This is a genomic window from Pseudomonas sp. Irchel 3A7, from assembly GCF_900187565.1.
Classification (GTDB): domain Bacteria; phylum Pseudomonadota; class Gammaproteobacteria; order Pseudomonadales; family Pseudomonadaceae; genus Aquipseudomonas.
Genome location: NZ_FYED01000012.1, coordinates 104,122 through 118,839, shown reverse-complemented (window position 1 = coordinate 118,839; position 14,718 = coordinate 104,122). Strand labels below are relative to the sequence as shown.

The following is a 14,718-nucleotide window of genomic DNA, read 5'->3' as shown; positions in this document are numbered from 1 at the left end:
GGGTCAGGGTATGAATGATAAGGCGACGGCGGCAAAAGGGTCCGAAGATCCGATCCTGCAATGGGTAACCTTCAAGCTGGACAACGAAACCTACGGCATCAACGTGATGCGCGTTCAGGAAGTCCTGCGCTACACCGAAATCGCCCCGGTGCCCGGTGCCCCGAGCTACGTGCTGGGCATCATCAACCTGCGCGGTAACGTGGTCACCGTGATCGACACCCGTCAGCGCTTCGGCCTGATGAATGCCGAAATCAGCGACAACACCCGTATCGTCATCATCGAAGCCGACAAGCAGGTTGTCGGGATCATGGTCGACAGCGTGGCCGAAGTGGTTTACCTGCGTCAGTCGGAAATCGAAACCGCGCCGAACGTCGGTAACGAAGAATCCGCCAAGTTCATTCAAGGCGTGTGCAACAAGAACAACGAACTGCTGATCCTGGTCGAACTGGACAAGATGATGAGCGAAGAAGAATGGTCGGAACTGGAGAGTATCTGATTGATTCTCGAGGTTGCGGTCATTGTCCTGTTCCTGTTCTGGGCAGGCACGCTGGCGATGTTTCTGGCGTACATTCGCGATCAACGGAAGATCGCCGCGCAACAGGCCCAGGGCGATGCGCTGCGTGATCAGCGCATCAAGGACCTGGCCAAAAGCGTGGATGACTATCAGAACGGCAACGTGCGCATGGGTGAAGACCTGCACGAACTGCGCGCGATCGTCGCGCCGTTGCCGGACCGGCTCACCCGCGTGGAACAACGCGATCCTACCAGCCTCTCGTTCGCCCAGGCGGCGCGACTGGTGGGGATGGGCGCGAGCGTCGACGAGCTGACCCAGTCCTGCGGCTTGACCCAGGCTGAGGCGGAGTTGATGAGTAAGCTGCACAAGAACTGATTTTTTGCGATTTGGCTGAGGCCGCTTTCGCGAGCAGGCTCGCTCCCACAATGAATCGGGGTGGACACAAGACGTGTGAACACCGCCAATCACCTGTGGGAGCGGGCTTGCCCGCGATGGCGTCGTCGAACCCTCAGTAATCATCCCCGCGATCGGTGATGTCCTTCTCAACCATCGGCGCCCCCGGATCCTGCCCCGCCGGAAACTTGCCCTTCAGACTCCACGCAAACGCAATAATCTCCGCGATCGTGCGATACAGCTCTTCCGGAATACTGTCCCCCAGTTCCATGCGCGCCAGCAGCCTCACCAACTCGGCGTTTTCGTAGATCGGCACTTCATAGTCGCGGGCGATCCGCAGGATTTCTTCAGCCAGTTCTTCATCACCCTTGGCGGTGAGGGTAGGGGCGTGGGTGCCGTCGTATTTGAGGGCGATGGCCTGGCGGGGTGCGTTGGGGTTTTTCATGCGGTTTCGTCGACCCAGCGTTGTTCGAGACGGGTTTGCGGGCCTTGAGGCGGCTTGCCCTGATGGCAATCCAGATCGCCGACGTTCAGCCCCGAGGCCAGCAGACGTTGACGCAGTGCGGCCAGGTTGTTTTCGATCAGGCTGGCGGTGTACGGCCGTTCGGCCCAGAGCTGGCTGGAGAGACTGCCCTTGATCAGCTGTGCCTGAATCTGCATCGGCCCCAGCGGCTCCATTTCGAACGCCAGCTCGACGCGCCACAGTTGTTGCTTGGGCTCTCGCTCTTCACGGCGTTCATGGGGTTGTTCCCTGTCTGGCGCTTCTTCACGCTGGAACTTGATCTGCAACGGCACGATGTCCTGCAGGTTGCGCATCGGAACTTCCAGTTGCCAGGTGCTCATCAAGCGGCCGTCGCTGGTAACACCGGTCTGCTCCAGGCTGGACAGTTGATGGCTCTGCAGGCGTGAAACCGCCGCCGCTGCCAGGCGCAGCAGGTGTTCAAGATCATCTTCGCCTTCAGCGTTCTGCAACAGGCGCTCGGGCAGCGGGAAGCTGGTGGGCGACGGTTTGGCACTGACCTGCCCGAGCATACCCAGGGCATTGCGCACGAAGCTCGGCATGGCCTGGGCCAGGGTGTTGGCGGCGATGATCGCGCTGAGGTTGGTGCTGGCGGGCAGCCCTGGCGTCAGTTGCGCGATCAGTTTGAGCAGGTCGGCCTTCATGTCGGGCGCGAGCGCCGGGTTCTGCCCGGTCAGCAGTTTCGATTCGAGGAACGCGCCGCTGCCGGCCAGTGCCATTGCCAGGCCTTTGGGGGTACTCAGTTGCTGAGCGTCGGGCAGGCCGGCGAGCAATTTGTCCACGGCCACGCGCAAGTCGCTTGAGGTCTGATTCGAGGGTGGCAGGTTTTGCAGCAGCTTGAGCAAACCATCCAGCGAGCCCTGGCGGCTTTGTTGGCCGACCAGTTGCTGGGTCACCGCCAATTGCTCCTGGCGGCTGCTCAAGGGCACGAACTTCAAGCTCTGGGTGTCCTGCACCTGGGCGCTGAGCAAGGTGCCGATGCGCAATGGCTGTGGGCTGTCGATGCTCAAGGTGCTGCCGCTCAAGGCCGTATTGAGCAGGATGACCATCGAGCGAAATACCGTCGGTTGCCCCGGCACTTGCGGCAACACCTGGGAGGTCAGCACTTTGCCCTGCAACAGGGTGCCGACCGGCAGTTGCGTGGTGTCGAGGCGGGTGAGGGTGGCGACGCTGGAGGCGATGGCCTGTTGCACCGTGACGGCCAGGTTCCCCGCTGAAGGCTGGGTGACCGCGATGCTTGTGCCTTGGGCCAACGGCAGGTTACTGGTGGCCTGGACCGTGGTCTGGCGGCCGCTTTCCAGGGTGACCTTGAGCAGCAGCTGAAAAGTCTGATCCGCCTGCTTGAGCGACAACACCTCGGCCTTGGCCGTCTGACCGGCAGTGATCAGGCCCTCGATGGGTGTCAGCAGCTTGAGCAATTCGCCACTGACCGCCAGTGGACGCGTGGTCGCCGAGGTGGTCTGGGGTAGCGGGAGGATGTTCATTTCGCCTGTCATACGCGGTCACAACCTTGGGAAAATGCACTCTTTAGAGTAGGAAATGGCATGTATAATGCCGCCGCGTTGTATACAGAGTGCCGGAAACATTGCAATTATTTGACGCAGCTCGCTAGTTCGGGCCGCCAATAGATCTATTCTGCATCTCTTTAACGGCCGCGCCAGAGCCGACTTGAACCGTATAAGGCCCGTGAACCCTTGACCAGTCCTGTCCTGCAAACCGTTGCCCTTGCCTGTGAGCGAGACCTTCGGCTGCTCTTCGAAAATCTCGATTTGAGACTGGCCAGTGGCGAAATGGTGCAAATCAGTGGCCCAAACGGCAGTGGCAAGACCAGCCTGTTACGCCTGCTTTCGGGGCTGATGCACCCGACGGCCGGTCAAGTGCTGCTCAATGGCCAACCGCTCAACGAACAACGCACGGAACTGGCGCGCAACCTGCTGTGGATCGGTCATGCGGCGGGGATCAAGGATCTGCTGACGCCGGAAGAGAACCTCAGCTGGCTGTGTGCCCTGCATCAACCGGCCTCCCACGAAGCCATCTGGCAAGCCCTGGCAGCGGTCGGATTGCGCGGTTTCGAAGATGTTCCCTGCCACACGCTATCCGCTGGGCAGCAGCGTCGTGTCGCGCTGGCACGGCTGTATCTGGACAGCCCGCCGCTGTGGATTCTCGATGAGCCGTTCACTGCGCTCGACAAGCAAGGCGTCGCACAGCTGGAAGAACACCTGGCCGGCCACTGCGAACGTGGCGGCATGGTGGTGTTGACCACTCACCACACACTGAGCCGCATGCCGGCCAGCTATCGCGACATTGATCTGGGGAAATGGGCGGTATGAGTGTTTTTGGCCTGTTGGTCGCCCGTGAGGCCCGTCTGCTGTTCCGCCGTCCTGCGGAGCTGGCCAATCCGCTGGTGTTTTTCGCCATCGTCGTTTCCCTGTTTCCCTTGGCGGTCGGTCCCGAGTCTCAATTGTTGCAAACCTTGTCCCCGGGACTGGTCTGGGTGGCGGCCCTTTTATCGGTTTTGCTCTCGCTGGACGGGCTTTTCCGCAGTGATTTCGAAGACGGCTCGCTGGAACAGTGGGTCCTTTCGCCGCACCCCCTGCCTCTTCTGGTTTTGGCCAAGGTGCTGGCACACTGGGCGTTTTCCGGCCTGGCACTGGTTTTGCTCGCTCCCTTGCTGGCGTTGATGCTCGGTTTGCCTGCCGCCTGTCTGCCGGTGTTGCTGCTTTCTTTATTGCTGGGTACACCGGTGCTGAGCCTACTCGGTGCGGTGGGCGCGGCGCTGACGGTCGGTTTGAAGCGCGGTGGCCTGTTGCTGGCGTTGCTGATTCTGCCGTTGTACATCCCGGTGTTGATTCTCGGCAGTGGCGCCTTGCAGGCAGCCCTGCAGGGCATGCCGGCGACCGGTTATCTCTTGTGGCTTGGTAGCCTGACCGCCCTGGCGATAACCCTGACACCTTTTGCAATAGCCGCTGGCCTGAAGATCAGCGTCGGCGAATAATAATGAGGTCTGGTTAATTTTTAACCACTCTTTTTAAAAAAAGCAGACCCTTTGACTGCTTCGTGAAAACGAACGGCAACCGTGATGGAAACAGTAATGAACTGGACCTGGTTTCATAAGCTCGGCTCACCCAAGTGGTTCTACGGCATCAGCGGCAAGATGCTGCCGTGGTTGAGCATCGCAGCCTTACTGCTGATCACCATCGGCGTAGTCTGGGGCCTGGCCTTCGCGCCACCGGACTATCAGCAAGGCAACAGCTTTCGCATCATTTATATCCACGTTCCGTCCGCCATGCTGGCGCAGTCCATCTATGTGATGCTGGCCGTGTGCGGCGTCGTCGGGCTGGTGTGGAAAATGAAACTGGCCGATGTCGCCCTGCAATGCGCGGCGCCCATCGGTGCCTGGATGACCGCCGTGGCGCTGGTCACCGGGGCCATCTGGGGCAAGCCGACCTGGGGGTCGTGGTGGGTCTGGGATGCACGCCTTACGTCCATGTTGATTCTGCTTTTTCTGTACTTCGGTCTCATTGCGCTGGGCAACGCTATCAGCAATCGTGACAGTGCGGCCAAGGCCTGTGCGGTGCTGGCGATTGTCGGCGTGATCAACATCCCGATCATCAAGTACTCGGTGGAGTGGTGGAACACCCTGCATCAGGGCGCGACCTTTACCCTTACCGAAAAACCGGCGATGCCGGCTGAAATGTGGCTGCCGCTGCTGCTGACGGCACTCGGGTTCTACTGTTTCTTCGGCGCCGTGTTGCTGCTGCGCATGCGCCTTGAAGTGCTCAAGCGCGAGGCACGGGCCAGTTGGGTGAAAGCCGAAGTTCAGAACAGCCTGGAGGTCGCTCGATGAGTTTTGCTTCATTCGGCGACTTCATCGCCATGGGCCATCACGGCCTGTATGTCTGGTCGGCCTACGGCATCTGCCTGGTGGTACTGGCCCTCAACGTGGCGGCGCCGATCCTGGCCCGCAAGCGGTATCTGCAACAAGAGGCGCGTCGTCTGCGCCGGGAGAACGGCAAGTGAATCCGCTGCGTAAAAAGCGTCTTACCCTCATTCTCGCGATTCTGGTCGGGGTCGGCGCTGCCGTCGGCCTGGCCCTGAGCGCCCTGCAGCAAAACATCAATCTGTTCTACACCCCGACCCAGATCGCCAACGGCGAAGCGCCCCATGACACGCGCATTCGCGCCGGCGGCATGGTCGAGGCCGGTTCGTTGCAGCGCTCCGGCGATTCCCTGGATGTGAAATTCATCGTCACCGACTTCAACAAGTCCGTGACCATCACCTATCGCGGCATCCTGCCGGACCTGTTCCGCGAAGGGCAGGGCATCGTCGCCCTGGGTAAACTCAATGCCGATGGCGTGGTGGTGGCCGATGAAGTGCTGGCCAAGCACGACGAGAAGTACATGCCGCCGGAAGTGACCAAGGCCTTGAAAGACAGTGGCCAATCCGCACCCACACCCGCCAAGGAGGGTTGATGATGACTTCCGGCATTTTTATTCCAGTGCTTTTCATACCAGAACTGGGCCACCTGGCCATGATCCTGGCGCTGTGTTTTGCCCTGGTACAGGCCGTGGTGCCCTTGCTCGGCGCCTGGCGTGGCGACCGTTTGTGGATGAGCCTGGCCCAGCCGGCCGCGTGGGGCCAGTTCGCCTTTCTGCTGTTCGCCTTTGGTTGCCTGACCTACGCGTTCATGGCTGACGACTTCTCTGTCGCCTATGTGGCCAGCAACTCCAACAGCGCGTTGCCGTGGTACTACAAATTCAGCGCCGTGTGGGGCGCCCACGAAGGTTCGTTGCTGCTCTGGGCACTGATCCTCGGTGGCTGGACCTTCGCCGTGTCGGTGTTCTCCCGGCAGTTGCCGCAAGTGATGCTGGCGCGGGTGCTGGCGGTGATGGGCATGATCAGCATTGGTTTCCTGCTGTTCCTGATCCTCACCTCTAACCCGTTCGAACGCATCCTGCCGCAGATTCCGGCGGACGGTCGCGACCTTAACCCGCTGCTGCAGGACATCGGCCTGATCGTGCACCCGCCGATGCTCTACATGGGCTATGTCGGTTTCTCCGTGGCCTTCGCCTTCGCCATCGCCGCGCTGCTGGGCGGTCGCCTCGATGCGGCGTGGGCGCGCTGGTCGCGTCCGTGGACCATCGTCGCCTGGGCCTTCCTCGGTATCGGTATCACCCTCGGCTCGTGGTGGGCCTACTACGAACTCGGCTGGGGCGGCTGGTGGTTCTGGGACCCGGTGGAAAACGCTTCCTTCATGCCTTGGCTGGTGGGCACTGCGCTGATTCACTCGCTGGCGGTCACGGAAAAACGTGGCGTGTTCAAGAGCTGGACCGTGTTGTTGGCCATTGCTGCGTTCTCGTTGAGCTTGCTGGGGACTTTCCTCGTGCGCTCCGGCGTACTGACGTCGGTTCACGCCTTTGCTTCCGATCCCGAGCGCGGCGTGTTCATCCTGATTTTCCTGCTGTTCGTGGTCGGCGGTTCGCTGACGCTGTTCGCCCTGCGTGCGCCGGTGGTCAAGAGCCAGGTCGGCTTCAACCTCTGGTCCCGGGAAACCCTGCTACTGGGCAACAACCTGGTGCTGGTGGTGGCGGCTTCGATGATTCTGCTCGGCACCTTGTACCCGCTGATTCTGGATGCGATGACCGGCGCCAAGCTGTCGGTCGGCCCGCCATACTTCAACGCGCTGTTCATTCCGTTGATGGCGTTGCTGATGCTGGTGATGGCGGTCGGCGTGATCGTGCGCTGGAAAGACACCCCGGTTAAGTGGCTGCTGAGCATGCTGACGCCGGTACTGCTCGGCAGTGCTGCGCTGGCGGTGGTGGCCGGTGTCGCTTACGGCGATTTCAACTGGGCGGTGCTGGCGACCTTCATGCTCGCGGCCTGGGTGTTGCTGGCCGGTGTGCGAGACATCTTCGACAAGACTCGCCACAAAGGCCTGATCAAAGGGTTGCCGACCCTGACCCGCAGTTACTGGGGTATGCAGGTCGCGCACCTGGGCATCGCGGTCTGCGCCCTGGGCGTGGTGCTGTCGAGCCAGAACAGTGCCGAGCGCGATCTGCGCCTGGCACCGGGCGAATCCATGGCGTTGGGCGGTTATCAGTTCGTGTTCGAAGGCGCCAAACACTTCGAAGGCCCGAACTTCACGTCCGACAAGGGGACCGTGCGAGTGATCAAGGACGGCCAGGAAGTCAGCGTGCTGCACCCGGAAAAACGCCTCTACACCGTGCAGAACTCGGTGATGACCGAAGCCGGGATCGACGCCGGTTTTACCCGTGACCTCTATGTCGCCCTGGGTGAACCGCTGGGCGATGGTGCCTGGGCGGTGCGCGTTCACGTCAAGCCGTTCGTGCGCTGGATCTGGTTCGGCGGCTTGCTGACCGGACTCGGCGGATTGCTGGCAGCGCTGGACCGGCGTTATCGGGTCAAGGTGAAGAGCCGCGTGCGTGAGGCGCTGGGCATGTCGGGAGCTACTGCATGAGACGTTGGTTGATGCTGTTGCCACTGGCGATTTTCCTGGTGGTCGCTGTTTTCCTGTATCGCGGTCTGTACCTGGACCCGGCCGAGTTGCCTTCGGCGATGATCGGCAAGCCATTCCCGGAGTTTTCCCTGCCGGCGGTGCAGGGCGACAAGACCCTGACCCGCGCCGATATCCTTGGCAAACCGGCGCTGGTCAACGTCTGGGGCACCTGGTGCATTTCCTGCCGGGTCGAGCACCCGGTGCTGAACAAACTGGCCGAGAAGGGCGTGGTGATCTACGGCATCAACTACAAGGACGTCAACGCCGACGCCTTGAAGTGGCTGAAGGATTTCCACAACCCGTATCAACTGGACATCCGCGACGATGAAGGCTCCCTGGGCCTGAACCTCGGTGTATACGGCGCGCCGGAAACCTTCTTCATCGACGCCAAGGGTGTCATCCGCGACAAGTTCGTCGGGGTGATCGACGAGCAGGTCTGGCGTGAAAAACTGGCGGCCAAGTATCAGGCGCTGGTCGACGAGGCCAAGCCATGAAGCGCTGGATCGCCGCTGTCGTTCTGGGCTTGAGCATGGCCGGGGTGGCTCACGCCGCCATCGACACCTATGAGTTTGCCAAGGAAGGGGATCGCGAGCGTTTTCGCGAGTTGACCAAAGAGCTGCGTTGCCCCAAGTGCCAGAACCAGGACATCGCCGACTCCAACGCACCGATCGCCGCCGACTTGCGCAAAGAGATCTTCCGCATGCTCGGCGAGGGCAAGGACAACCAGCAGATCATCGACTTCATGGTCGATCGCTATGGTGATTTCGTCCGCTACAAACCGGCCCTGAACGCCAAGACCGCACTGCTCTGGTTCGGCCCCGCCGGCCTGTTGCTCGGTGGTGTTGTGATCATCGCGGTGATTGTCCGCCGTCGGCGCGTGCAACGCACCGCCACCAAGGATGAGCTTTCTGCCGAGGAGCGCGAGCGCCTCGACCACCTGTTGGATAAAACCAAGAATGATTGATTTCTGGCTTGCTGCTGGTCTGCTGCTTCTGGTGGCCCTGAGTTTTCTGCTGATCCCCATTCTGCGCAGTCGTCGTGCCCAGCTCGAAGAGGATCGGACCGCCCTGAACGTGGCGCTGTATCAAGAGCGCGTGGCTGAGTTGCAGGCTCAGCAGGAGGAAGGCGTTCTCGATGCCGCACAAATGGACGCCGGTCGTGCCGAAGCCGCCCGGGAGTTGCTCGCCGATACCGAAGGCGTTGCCGCGCCACGGGTATCGCGCCTGGGCAAACCGGCGCCGTTGCTGGCGGCGATCCTGGTCCCGGTCCTGGGTCTCGGGTTGTACCTGCATTTCGGTGCCAGCGACAAAGTCGAGCTGACGCGGGAGTTCTCCCAGGCGCCACAGTCGATGGAAGAGATGACCCGGCGTCTGGAGCGCGCGGTCGCGGCGCAGCCGGATTCCGCCGAGGCGTTGTATTTCCTTGGCCGCACCTACATGACTCAGGATCGTCCGGGCGATGCGGCGAAAATTTTTGAACGCACCGTCGCCGTGGCCGGTCGCCAGCCTGAACTGTTGGGGCAATGGGCACAGGCCCAGTACTTTGCCGATGGCAAGAAATGGTCGGACAAGATTCAGGCGCTGACCGACGAAGCGTTGAAAGCCGATCCGAAGGAAGTCACCAGCCTAGGCCTGCTGGGCATCGCGGCGTTCGAAGGCCAGCGTTATCAGGAGGCCATCGATTACTGGAATCGTCTGCTGGAACAATTGCCGCCGGAAGATCAATCCCGCATCGCCCTGCAGGGCGGTATTGACCGCGCCACCGAGAAGCTGGTGGCCAGCGGTGGCAAGGTGGCGGTGGCTCCGGTGGTCAAGACTGCCGCATTGCTCAAGGTCCGGGTGGATCTGGCGGCTGACCTGAAAGCCAAGGTCCAGCCGGGTGACAGCGTGTTCATTTTCGCCCGCGCCACTTCCGGTCCACCTGCGCCGCTGGCGGCCAAGCGTCTGACCGTGGCCGACTTGCCGGCAACCGTTGAACTGGGCGATGCCGACGCAATGATGCCGCAGTTGAAACTGTCGAACTTCCCTGAAGTCCAACTGGTTGCGCGCATCTCCCGTGCCGGCAAACCAACGGCCGGTGAGTGGATCGGCCGCAGCCAGCCTCTGGCCAGCAGCACCACCGCGCCGCAAAAACTGACCATCGACAGCCCGGACAAATAACAGGAAATGCCTCTATGACCGCCATCGCTCGTATCACTCTGCTCAGTATGGTTTTAGGGTTGAGCGCTTGTGCGGTCCAACGGCCCGAGCCGACGCCACTGCCACCGATCCCGCCGTCGCAGCCAAAGCCTACGCCGTCTACCTCACCGACGCCGAGCAAACCGAGCATTCCAGCCAAGCCCGCCAAACCGTTGCCGCGTACCTCCGCCAGCTTCGCGCCACCGCCGGGGGGCAATAGCCATTGGGATCCGAAACTGGGTGTGTATGTGCTTGATGACCAGCCCAATACCTTTTATCGGCAGCGTACTTACTACCGCTGGGATAATGGCTGGAGCCGGTCGATCAGTCCGAAAGGGCCTTGGGAAGAGACGGATATCCATGGGGTGCCGGGTGGGTTGGGACGGCAATTCGGGCAGTAGTGCAAGAGGCGACCTTCGGGTCGCCTTTTTCTTGGGTGCAGAAATGTGTTTGCTGTGCCACCGCCGAATACTGTGGGAGCTGGCTTGCCAGCGAAGGCGGCCTGACAGCCGACCTATATTTTGTTGACTGCGTACATATCCATTCCTGCGGTAACGGCCACCTATGGTTTCGCCCTTACGGCGAGTCCCTTTTGGCAAACGCCGGAGTGCCGGCCCAGCCCAAAGGAACCAAAAGGTCTCGCCCCGGCGTCCGGCCCCTCGCTAAGGCTCGGCGTTCCTTCGCTCCGGCATTAATCCTTCCGAAGGGGCGGGTGAATCAAGATCAAAAACCAAAGCCAAAGCAGTGCCCCTGTGGGAGCGAGCCTGCTCGGGAAAAACCCCGGACAACGCGTTGATTCAGACAGGGCGCGTTATCGTTGACGTCCTTCGCGAGCAGGCTCGCTCCCACAGGATTCCCCACAGGTTCTCCATCGCTCCCAGCCGCTCAACCTTTCACAAAACCTTCATCAAATAGTTAATCCAGCGACATGTGCGAGTCATAGGGCTGACATGCCCCGTGCCTAAAGTCGGTTGAACTCAAATACGGCCATGGACGGCTGTTCAACCAGACAGAGAAGCCCATGAACGCAGCTATCCATGTCGATCATCTGAACAAGACCTTTGCGCGCAAGACCGCACTGGTCGACCTCGAACTGACCATCGCGGCCGGTGAGATGGTCGCGCTGATCGGCGCGTCCGGCTCCGGCAAGTCCACTTTGTTGCGCCACCTCGCGGGCCTGGCCTGTTGCGATCGCAATAACGGCGGCAGCATTAAGGTGCTGGGGCGGGAAGTGCAGGCCAGCGGACGGCTCAATGGCAAGGTGCGGCGCCTGCGGGCCGATATCGGTTACATCTTTCAGCAGTTCAACCTGGTCAATCGCCTGAGCGTGCTCGACAACGTGCTGCTCGGTTGCCTGGGTCGCATGCCGCGCTGGCGTGGCAATTTGTGCCTGTTCAATGCCGAGGAGAAACAGTTCGCCCTGGAGTCCCTGGACCGTGTCGGCCTGGCCGATCTGGCTTTGCAGCGGGCCTCGACCCTTTCCGGCGGTCAGCAGCAGCGCGTGGCGATTGCCCGGGCCCTGACCCAGCGTGCTGAAGTGATCCTGGCGGATGAGCCGATTGCCTCGCTCGATCCCGAATCCGCACGCAAGGTCATGGAGATCCTCGCCGACATCAACCGTCGTGACGGCAAGACCGTGGTCGTGACCCTGCATCAAGTCGATTACGCCACGCGCTATTGCCCGCGTGCCGTGGCGCTCAAGGGCGGGCGGATTCATTTCGATGGCCGCGCGGCCGAGCTGAGCAGCCAGTTCCTCAACGATTTGTACGGTGCCGACATCGACACCAGCCTGATGTGTTCCGATCAGATTCGCCCCGTTGAAGCCGCGCCCCGGCTGGTGCTGGCGCGTGCGTGATGACCTCGAATTTCCCAACCGTTCACCCTCAGGAAACCTTTCCATGTTGAACCGTATCGGTCGCGTTTTTGCTGGCGCAGCACTGCTCGCCGGCTGTGTGCTGGGCACCGCCCAGGCTGAAGAAAAAGCCATCAACTTCGGCATCATGTCCACCGAGTCGTCGCAGAACCTCAAGAGCATCTGGCAGCCGTTTCTCGATGACATGCAGAAGCAGACCGGCCTGAAGATCAACGCCACCTTCGCCTCCGACTATGCCGGCCTGATCCAGGGCATGCGCTTCAACAAGGTCGACGTCGCCTGGCTGGGCAACAAGGCCGCCATCGAAGCGGTGGACCGTTCCAACGGCGAAATCTTCGCCCAGACCGCTGCTGCCAGCGGCGCCGCCGGTTACTGGAGCGTGTTGATCGCGCGCAAGGACAGCCCGATCAACTCCGTCGACGACATGCTGAAAAATGCCAAGACCCTGACCTTCGGCAACGGCGACCCGAACTCCACCTCGGGCTACCTGGTGCCTGGCTACTACGTGTTCGCCAAGAACAACGTCGATGCGGCCACCGCGTTCAAACGCACCCTCAACTCCAGCCATGAGGTCAACGCTCTGAGTGTGGCCAAGGGGCAACTGGACGTGGCGACCTTCAACACCGAAAGCTGGGATCGCCTGGAAGTCACCCAGCCTGACAAGGCTGCACTGCTGAAAGTGATCTGGAAGTCGCCGCTGATCCCGGCTGATCCATTGGTGTGGAGCAAGGCTCTGAGCGACAGCGAGAAAGCCAAGATCCGCGATTTCATCTTCAGCTACGGCGACACCGACTCCGAGAAAGCGGTGCTGGCGGGCATGCAGTTGGGCAAGTTCCTGAAATCCAGCGACGACCAGTTGTTGCCGATCCGCCAGCTGGAACTGTTCAAGCAGCGCACCACGATCAGTGCCGACACCAAGCTCGAAGCGGCGGACAAGGCCAGGAAACTCGCCGAGATCGATGCCGAACTGGCCAAGCTGCAAGAGCGCATCACCTTGCTCGAGAAGACCGACAAAAAGACTGCCAACGCTGGTTGATCCACCGCAACTCAGCTGTGGGAGCGAGCCTGCTCGCGAATGGCGCTGTGTCGGTCGACATCGATGGTGTATGTGCTGCCGTCTTCGCGAGCAGGCTCGCTCCCACAGGTTTGGTATCAGGAATGCATCAGGAAAATTTTAGAGAACCCTTATGACCACACTGCACGCTGAAGCTGTCGGCAAGCGCACCTGGCCGCAATACGCCGGTTGGGGCCTGTTCCTGGTCCTGCTGGCCTGGGCCTGGCACGGCGCCGAAATGAATCCGATGGCGCTGTACCGCGACTCGGGAAACATGGCGACCTTCGCCGCGGATTTCTTCCCGCCGGACTTCCATGAATGGCGGGCTTATCTCAAGGAAATGATCGTCACCGTGCAGATCGCCCTCTGGGGCACTGTGTTGGCGATTGTCTGCTCGGTGCCGCTGGGCATTCTCTGCTCGGAAAACATCACCCCCTGGTGGATTCACCAGCCACTGCGCCGGGTGATGGATGCCTTCCGATCGATCAACGAAATGGTCTTTGCGATGTTGTTCGTCGTGGCAGTCGGGCTCGGACCGTTTGCCGGTGTGCTGGCGCTGTGGATCAGCACCACGGGGGTACTCGCCAAGCTGTTCGCCGAGGCGGTGGAAGCGATTGATCCAGGTCCGGTTGAAGGCGTTCGCGCCACCGGAGCCAGTGCCTTGCAGGAGGTGATCTACGGCGTGATTCCGCAAGTGATGCCGCTCTGGGTTTCCTATGCGCTGTACCGCTTCGAGGCCAATGTGCGTTCGGCGACGGTGGTGGGGATGGTCGGTGCCGGCGGGATCGGCGTGATCCTGTGGGAGAACATCCGCGCCTTCCAGTTTGTGCAGACCTGCGCCGTGCTGCTGGTGATCATCGTCGTGGTCAGCCTGATCGACATCCTCTCGCAACGCCTGCGCAAGCAGTTCATCTGATTTTCGGAGGGGTGCCCTTGGGCGCTTTTTTTAAGCATGCAGTTGTCTAGACAAGATGAGCCGGTGTACCGCGAGTTGGCCGACATCCTGCGCCGCGAGTTGGCTGACTACCGCGCCGGAGACTTCCTGCCCGCCGAGGTGCAGTTGGCCGAACGCTTCGGCGTCAACCGCCATACCCTGCGTCGCGCCATCGATGAGCTGGTGTTCGAAGGCAGCCTGTTGCGCCGCCAGGGCAAGGGCACCCAAGTGCTGGAGCGACCGCTGATTTACCCGATGGCCGCCGACAGTGCCTACAGCCAGTCGTTGTCGGCCCAGGGTTTGGGGGTCGAAGCGGTGCTGCTCAAGCGCCGTTACTGCTTCGCCAGTCGTGAAGAGGCGCAGCATCTGGGCCTCGTCGAAATGGCACCGATGATCGAATTGCAGACCTTGCGCAAGCTCGACGGGCAACCGGTCAGCCTGATTCGCCATCGCTACTGTGCCAGTCACGCGCCACTGCTGGCGGACTACACCGGCGGCTCCCTGCGCCAGTACCTGAGCGAGCGCGATCTGCCGCTGACCCGTACCCAGAGCCTGATCGGCGCCCGTTTGCCTAATCGCGAAGAGGCGGCTTTGCTGATGATGCCCCGGCACTTGCCGGCGCTGAGTGTGTTCACCCTTTCCCGTGATCGCGATGGCCGTGCGGTGGAGCTGGCGCAGTCCACCAGCCGTTCGGATCGCTTTCAGTACCAGGTCGTCACCTGATGGAGAACCAACC

Annotated in this window: 18 protein-coding genes; 16 read left to right on the top strand and 2 right to left on the bottom strand. The window is 61.3% G+C overall.

Annotated elements, in window-relative coordinates:
* The first annotated feature begins 10 nt into the window (after positions 1–10).
* Together CKW21_RS20270 and CKW21_RS20265 are read left to right on the top strand one after the other, a co-directional pair.
* Positions 11–496: a chemotaxis protein CheW gene (locus CKW21_RS20270; protein ID WP_007980742.1), complete on the top strand. Its 486-nt coding sequence runs from the start codon at positions 11–13 to the stop codon at positions 494–496.
* Positions 497–889 carry a DUF2802 domain-containing protein gene (locus CKW21_RS20265; protein ID WP_095195699.1) on the top strand — a complete coding sequence of 131 codons (393 nt, stop codon included), beginning with the start codon at positions 497–499 and terminating at the stop codon, positions 887–889.
* 133 nt (positions 890–1,022) lie between these two features.
* On the opposite strand, the gene CKW21_RS20260 is transcribed toward CKW21_RS20265, so the two are convergent.
* Positions 1,023–1,352, bottom strand: coding sequence for an EscU/YscU/HrcU family type III secretion system export apparatus switch protein (locus tag CKW21_RS20260; protein ID WP_095195698.1), 330 nt, complete (start codon positions 1,350–1,352; stop codon positions 1,023–1,025).
* On the bottom strand, positions 1,349–2,923 hold the full coding sequence (locus CKW21_RS20255) for a flagellar hook-length control protein FliK (RefSeq protein WP_095195697.1): 1,575 nt from the start codon (positions 2,921–2,923) through the stop codon (positions 1,349–1,351). The genes CKW21_RS20260 and CKW21_RS20255 overlap by 4 nt, the downstream gene beginning before the upstream one ends.
* Before the next feature lie 198 nt (positions 2,924–3,121).
* Here CKW21_RS20255 and ccmA point away from each other — a divergent pair, with 198 nt between their 5' ends.
* The 14 genes from ccmA to phnF all read left to right on the top strand — a co-directional run bounded on the left by ccmA (position 3,122) and on the right by phnF (position 14,705).
* On the top strand, positions 3,122–3,757 hold the full coding sequence (ccmA, locus tag CKW21_RS20250) for a cytochrome c biogenesis heme-transporting ATPase CcmA (RefSeq protein ID WP_095195696.1): 636 nt from the start codon (positions 3,122–3,124) through the stop codon (positions 3,755–3,757).
* Positions 3,754–4,422, top strand: a complete 669-nt coding sequence (ccmB, locus tag CKW21_RS20245) for a heme exporter protein CcmB (RefSeq protein WP_007983326.1) — start codon at positions 3,754–3,756, stop codon at positions 4,420–4,422. The genes ccmA and ccmB overlap by 4 nt, the downstream gene beginning before the upstream one ends.
* Before the next feature lie 96 nt (positions 4,423–4,518).
* A complete protein-coding gene (locus CKW21_RS20240; protein WP_095195695.1) occupies positions 4,519–5,274 on the top strand; it encodes a heme ABC transporter permease in 756 nt (251 codons plus the stop codon).
* Positions 5,271–5,447: a heme exporter protein CcmD gene (gene ccmD, locus CKW21_RS20235; RefSeq protein ID WP_057398391.1), complete on the top strand. Its 177-nt coding sequence runs from the start codon at positions 5,271–5,273 to the stop codon at positions 5,445–5,447. Before CKW21_RS20240 ends, ccmD begins: the two co-directional genes overlap by 4 nt.
* Positions 5,444–5,899: a cytochrome c maturation protein CcmE gene (gene ccmE / locus CKW21_RS20230; protein WP_095195694.1), complete on the top strand. Its 456-nt coding sequence runs from the start codon at positions 5,444–5,446 to the stop codon at positions 5,897–5,899. Before ccmD ends, ccmE begins: the two co-directional genes overlap by 4 nt.
* A 2-nt stretch (positions 5,900–5,901) precedes the next feature.
* Entirely contained in the window at positions 5,902–7,905 is a 2,004-nt protein-coding gene (locus CKW21_RS20225) for a heme lyase CcmF/NrfE family subunit (RefSeq protein ID WP_095195813.1), read from the top strand.
* Positions 7,902–8,438: a DsbE family thiol:disulfide interchange protein gene (locus CKW21_RS20220; protein WP_095195693.1), complete on the top strand. Its 537-nt coding sequence runs from the start codon at positions 7,902–7,904 to the stop codon at positions 8,436–8,438. Before CKW21_RS20225 ends, CKW21_RS20220 begins: the two co-directional genes overlap by 4 nt.
* Entirely contained in the window at positions 8,435–8,908 is a 474-nt protein-coding gene (locus CKW21_RS20215) for a cytochrome c-type biogenesis protein (RefSeq protein WP_095195692.1), read from the top strand. The genes CKW21_RS20220 and CKW21_RS20215 overlap by 4 nt, the downstream gene beginning before the upstream one ends.
* Complete coding sequence (gene ccmI / locus CKW21_RS20210) at positions 8,901–10,103, top strand: c-type cytochrome biogenesis protein CcmI (RefSeq protein ID WP_095195691.1); 1,203 nt, start codon at positions 8,901–8,903, stop codon at positions 10,101–10,103. The genes CKW21_RS20215 and ccmI overlap by 8 nt, the downstream gene beginning before the upstream one ends.
* A gap of 14 nt (positions 10,104–10,117) precedes the next feature.
* Positions 10,118–10,522 (top strand): hypothetical protein, encoded by a 405-nt coding sequence (locus CKW21_RS20205; RefSeq protein ID WP_095195690.1) that lies wholly within the window; start codon positions 10,118–10,120, stop codon positions 10,520–10,522.
* A gap of 620 nt (positions 10,523–11,142) precedes the next feature.
* On the top strand, positions 11,143–11,976 hold the full coding sequence (phnC, locus tag CKW21_RS20200) for a phosphonate ABC transporter ATP-binding protein (RefSeq protein WP_095195689.1): 834 nt from the start codon (positions 11,143–11,145) through the stop codon (positions 11,974–11,976).
* 43 nt (positions 11,977–12,019) lie between these two features.
* Positions 12,020–13,030 (top strand): phosphonate ABC transporter substrate-binding protein, encoded by a 1,011-nt coding sequence (gene phnD / locus CKW21_RS20195; protein ID WP_095195688.1) that lies wholly within the window; start codon positions 12,020–12,022, stop codon positions 13,028–13,030.
* A gap of 151 nt (positions 13,031–13,181) precedes the next feature.
* The gene (phnE, locus tag CKW21_RS20190; RefSeq protein WP_034146313.1) at positions 13,182–13,964 is read left to right on the top strand and encodes a phosphonate ABC transporter, permease protein PhnE; all 783 of its coding nucleotides are present in this window, start codon (positions 13,182–13,184) and stop codon (positions 13,962–13,964) included.
* Positions 13,965–14,000: 36 nt separating this feature from the next.
* Complete coding sequence (gene phnF, locus CKW21_RS20185; RefSeq protein ID WP_095195687.1) at positions 14,001–14,705, top strand: phosphonate metabolism transcriptional regulator PhnF; 705 nt, start codon at positions 14,001–14,003, stop codon at positions 14,703–14,705.
* The last annotated feature ends 13 nt before the right edge of the window (positions 14,706–14,718 follow it).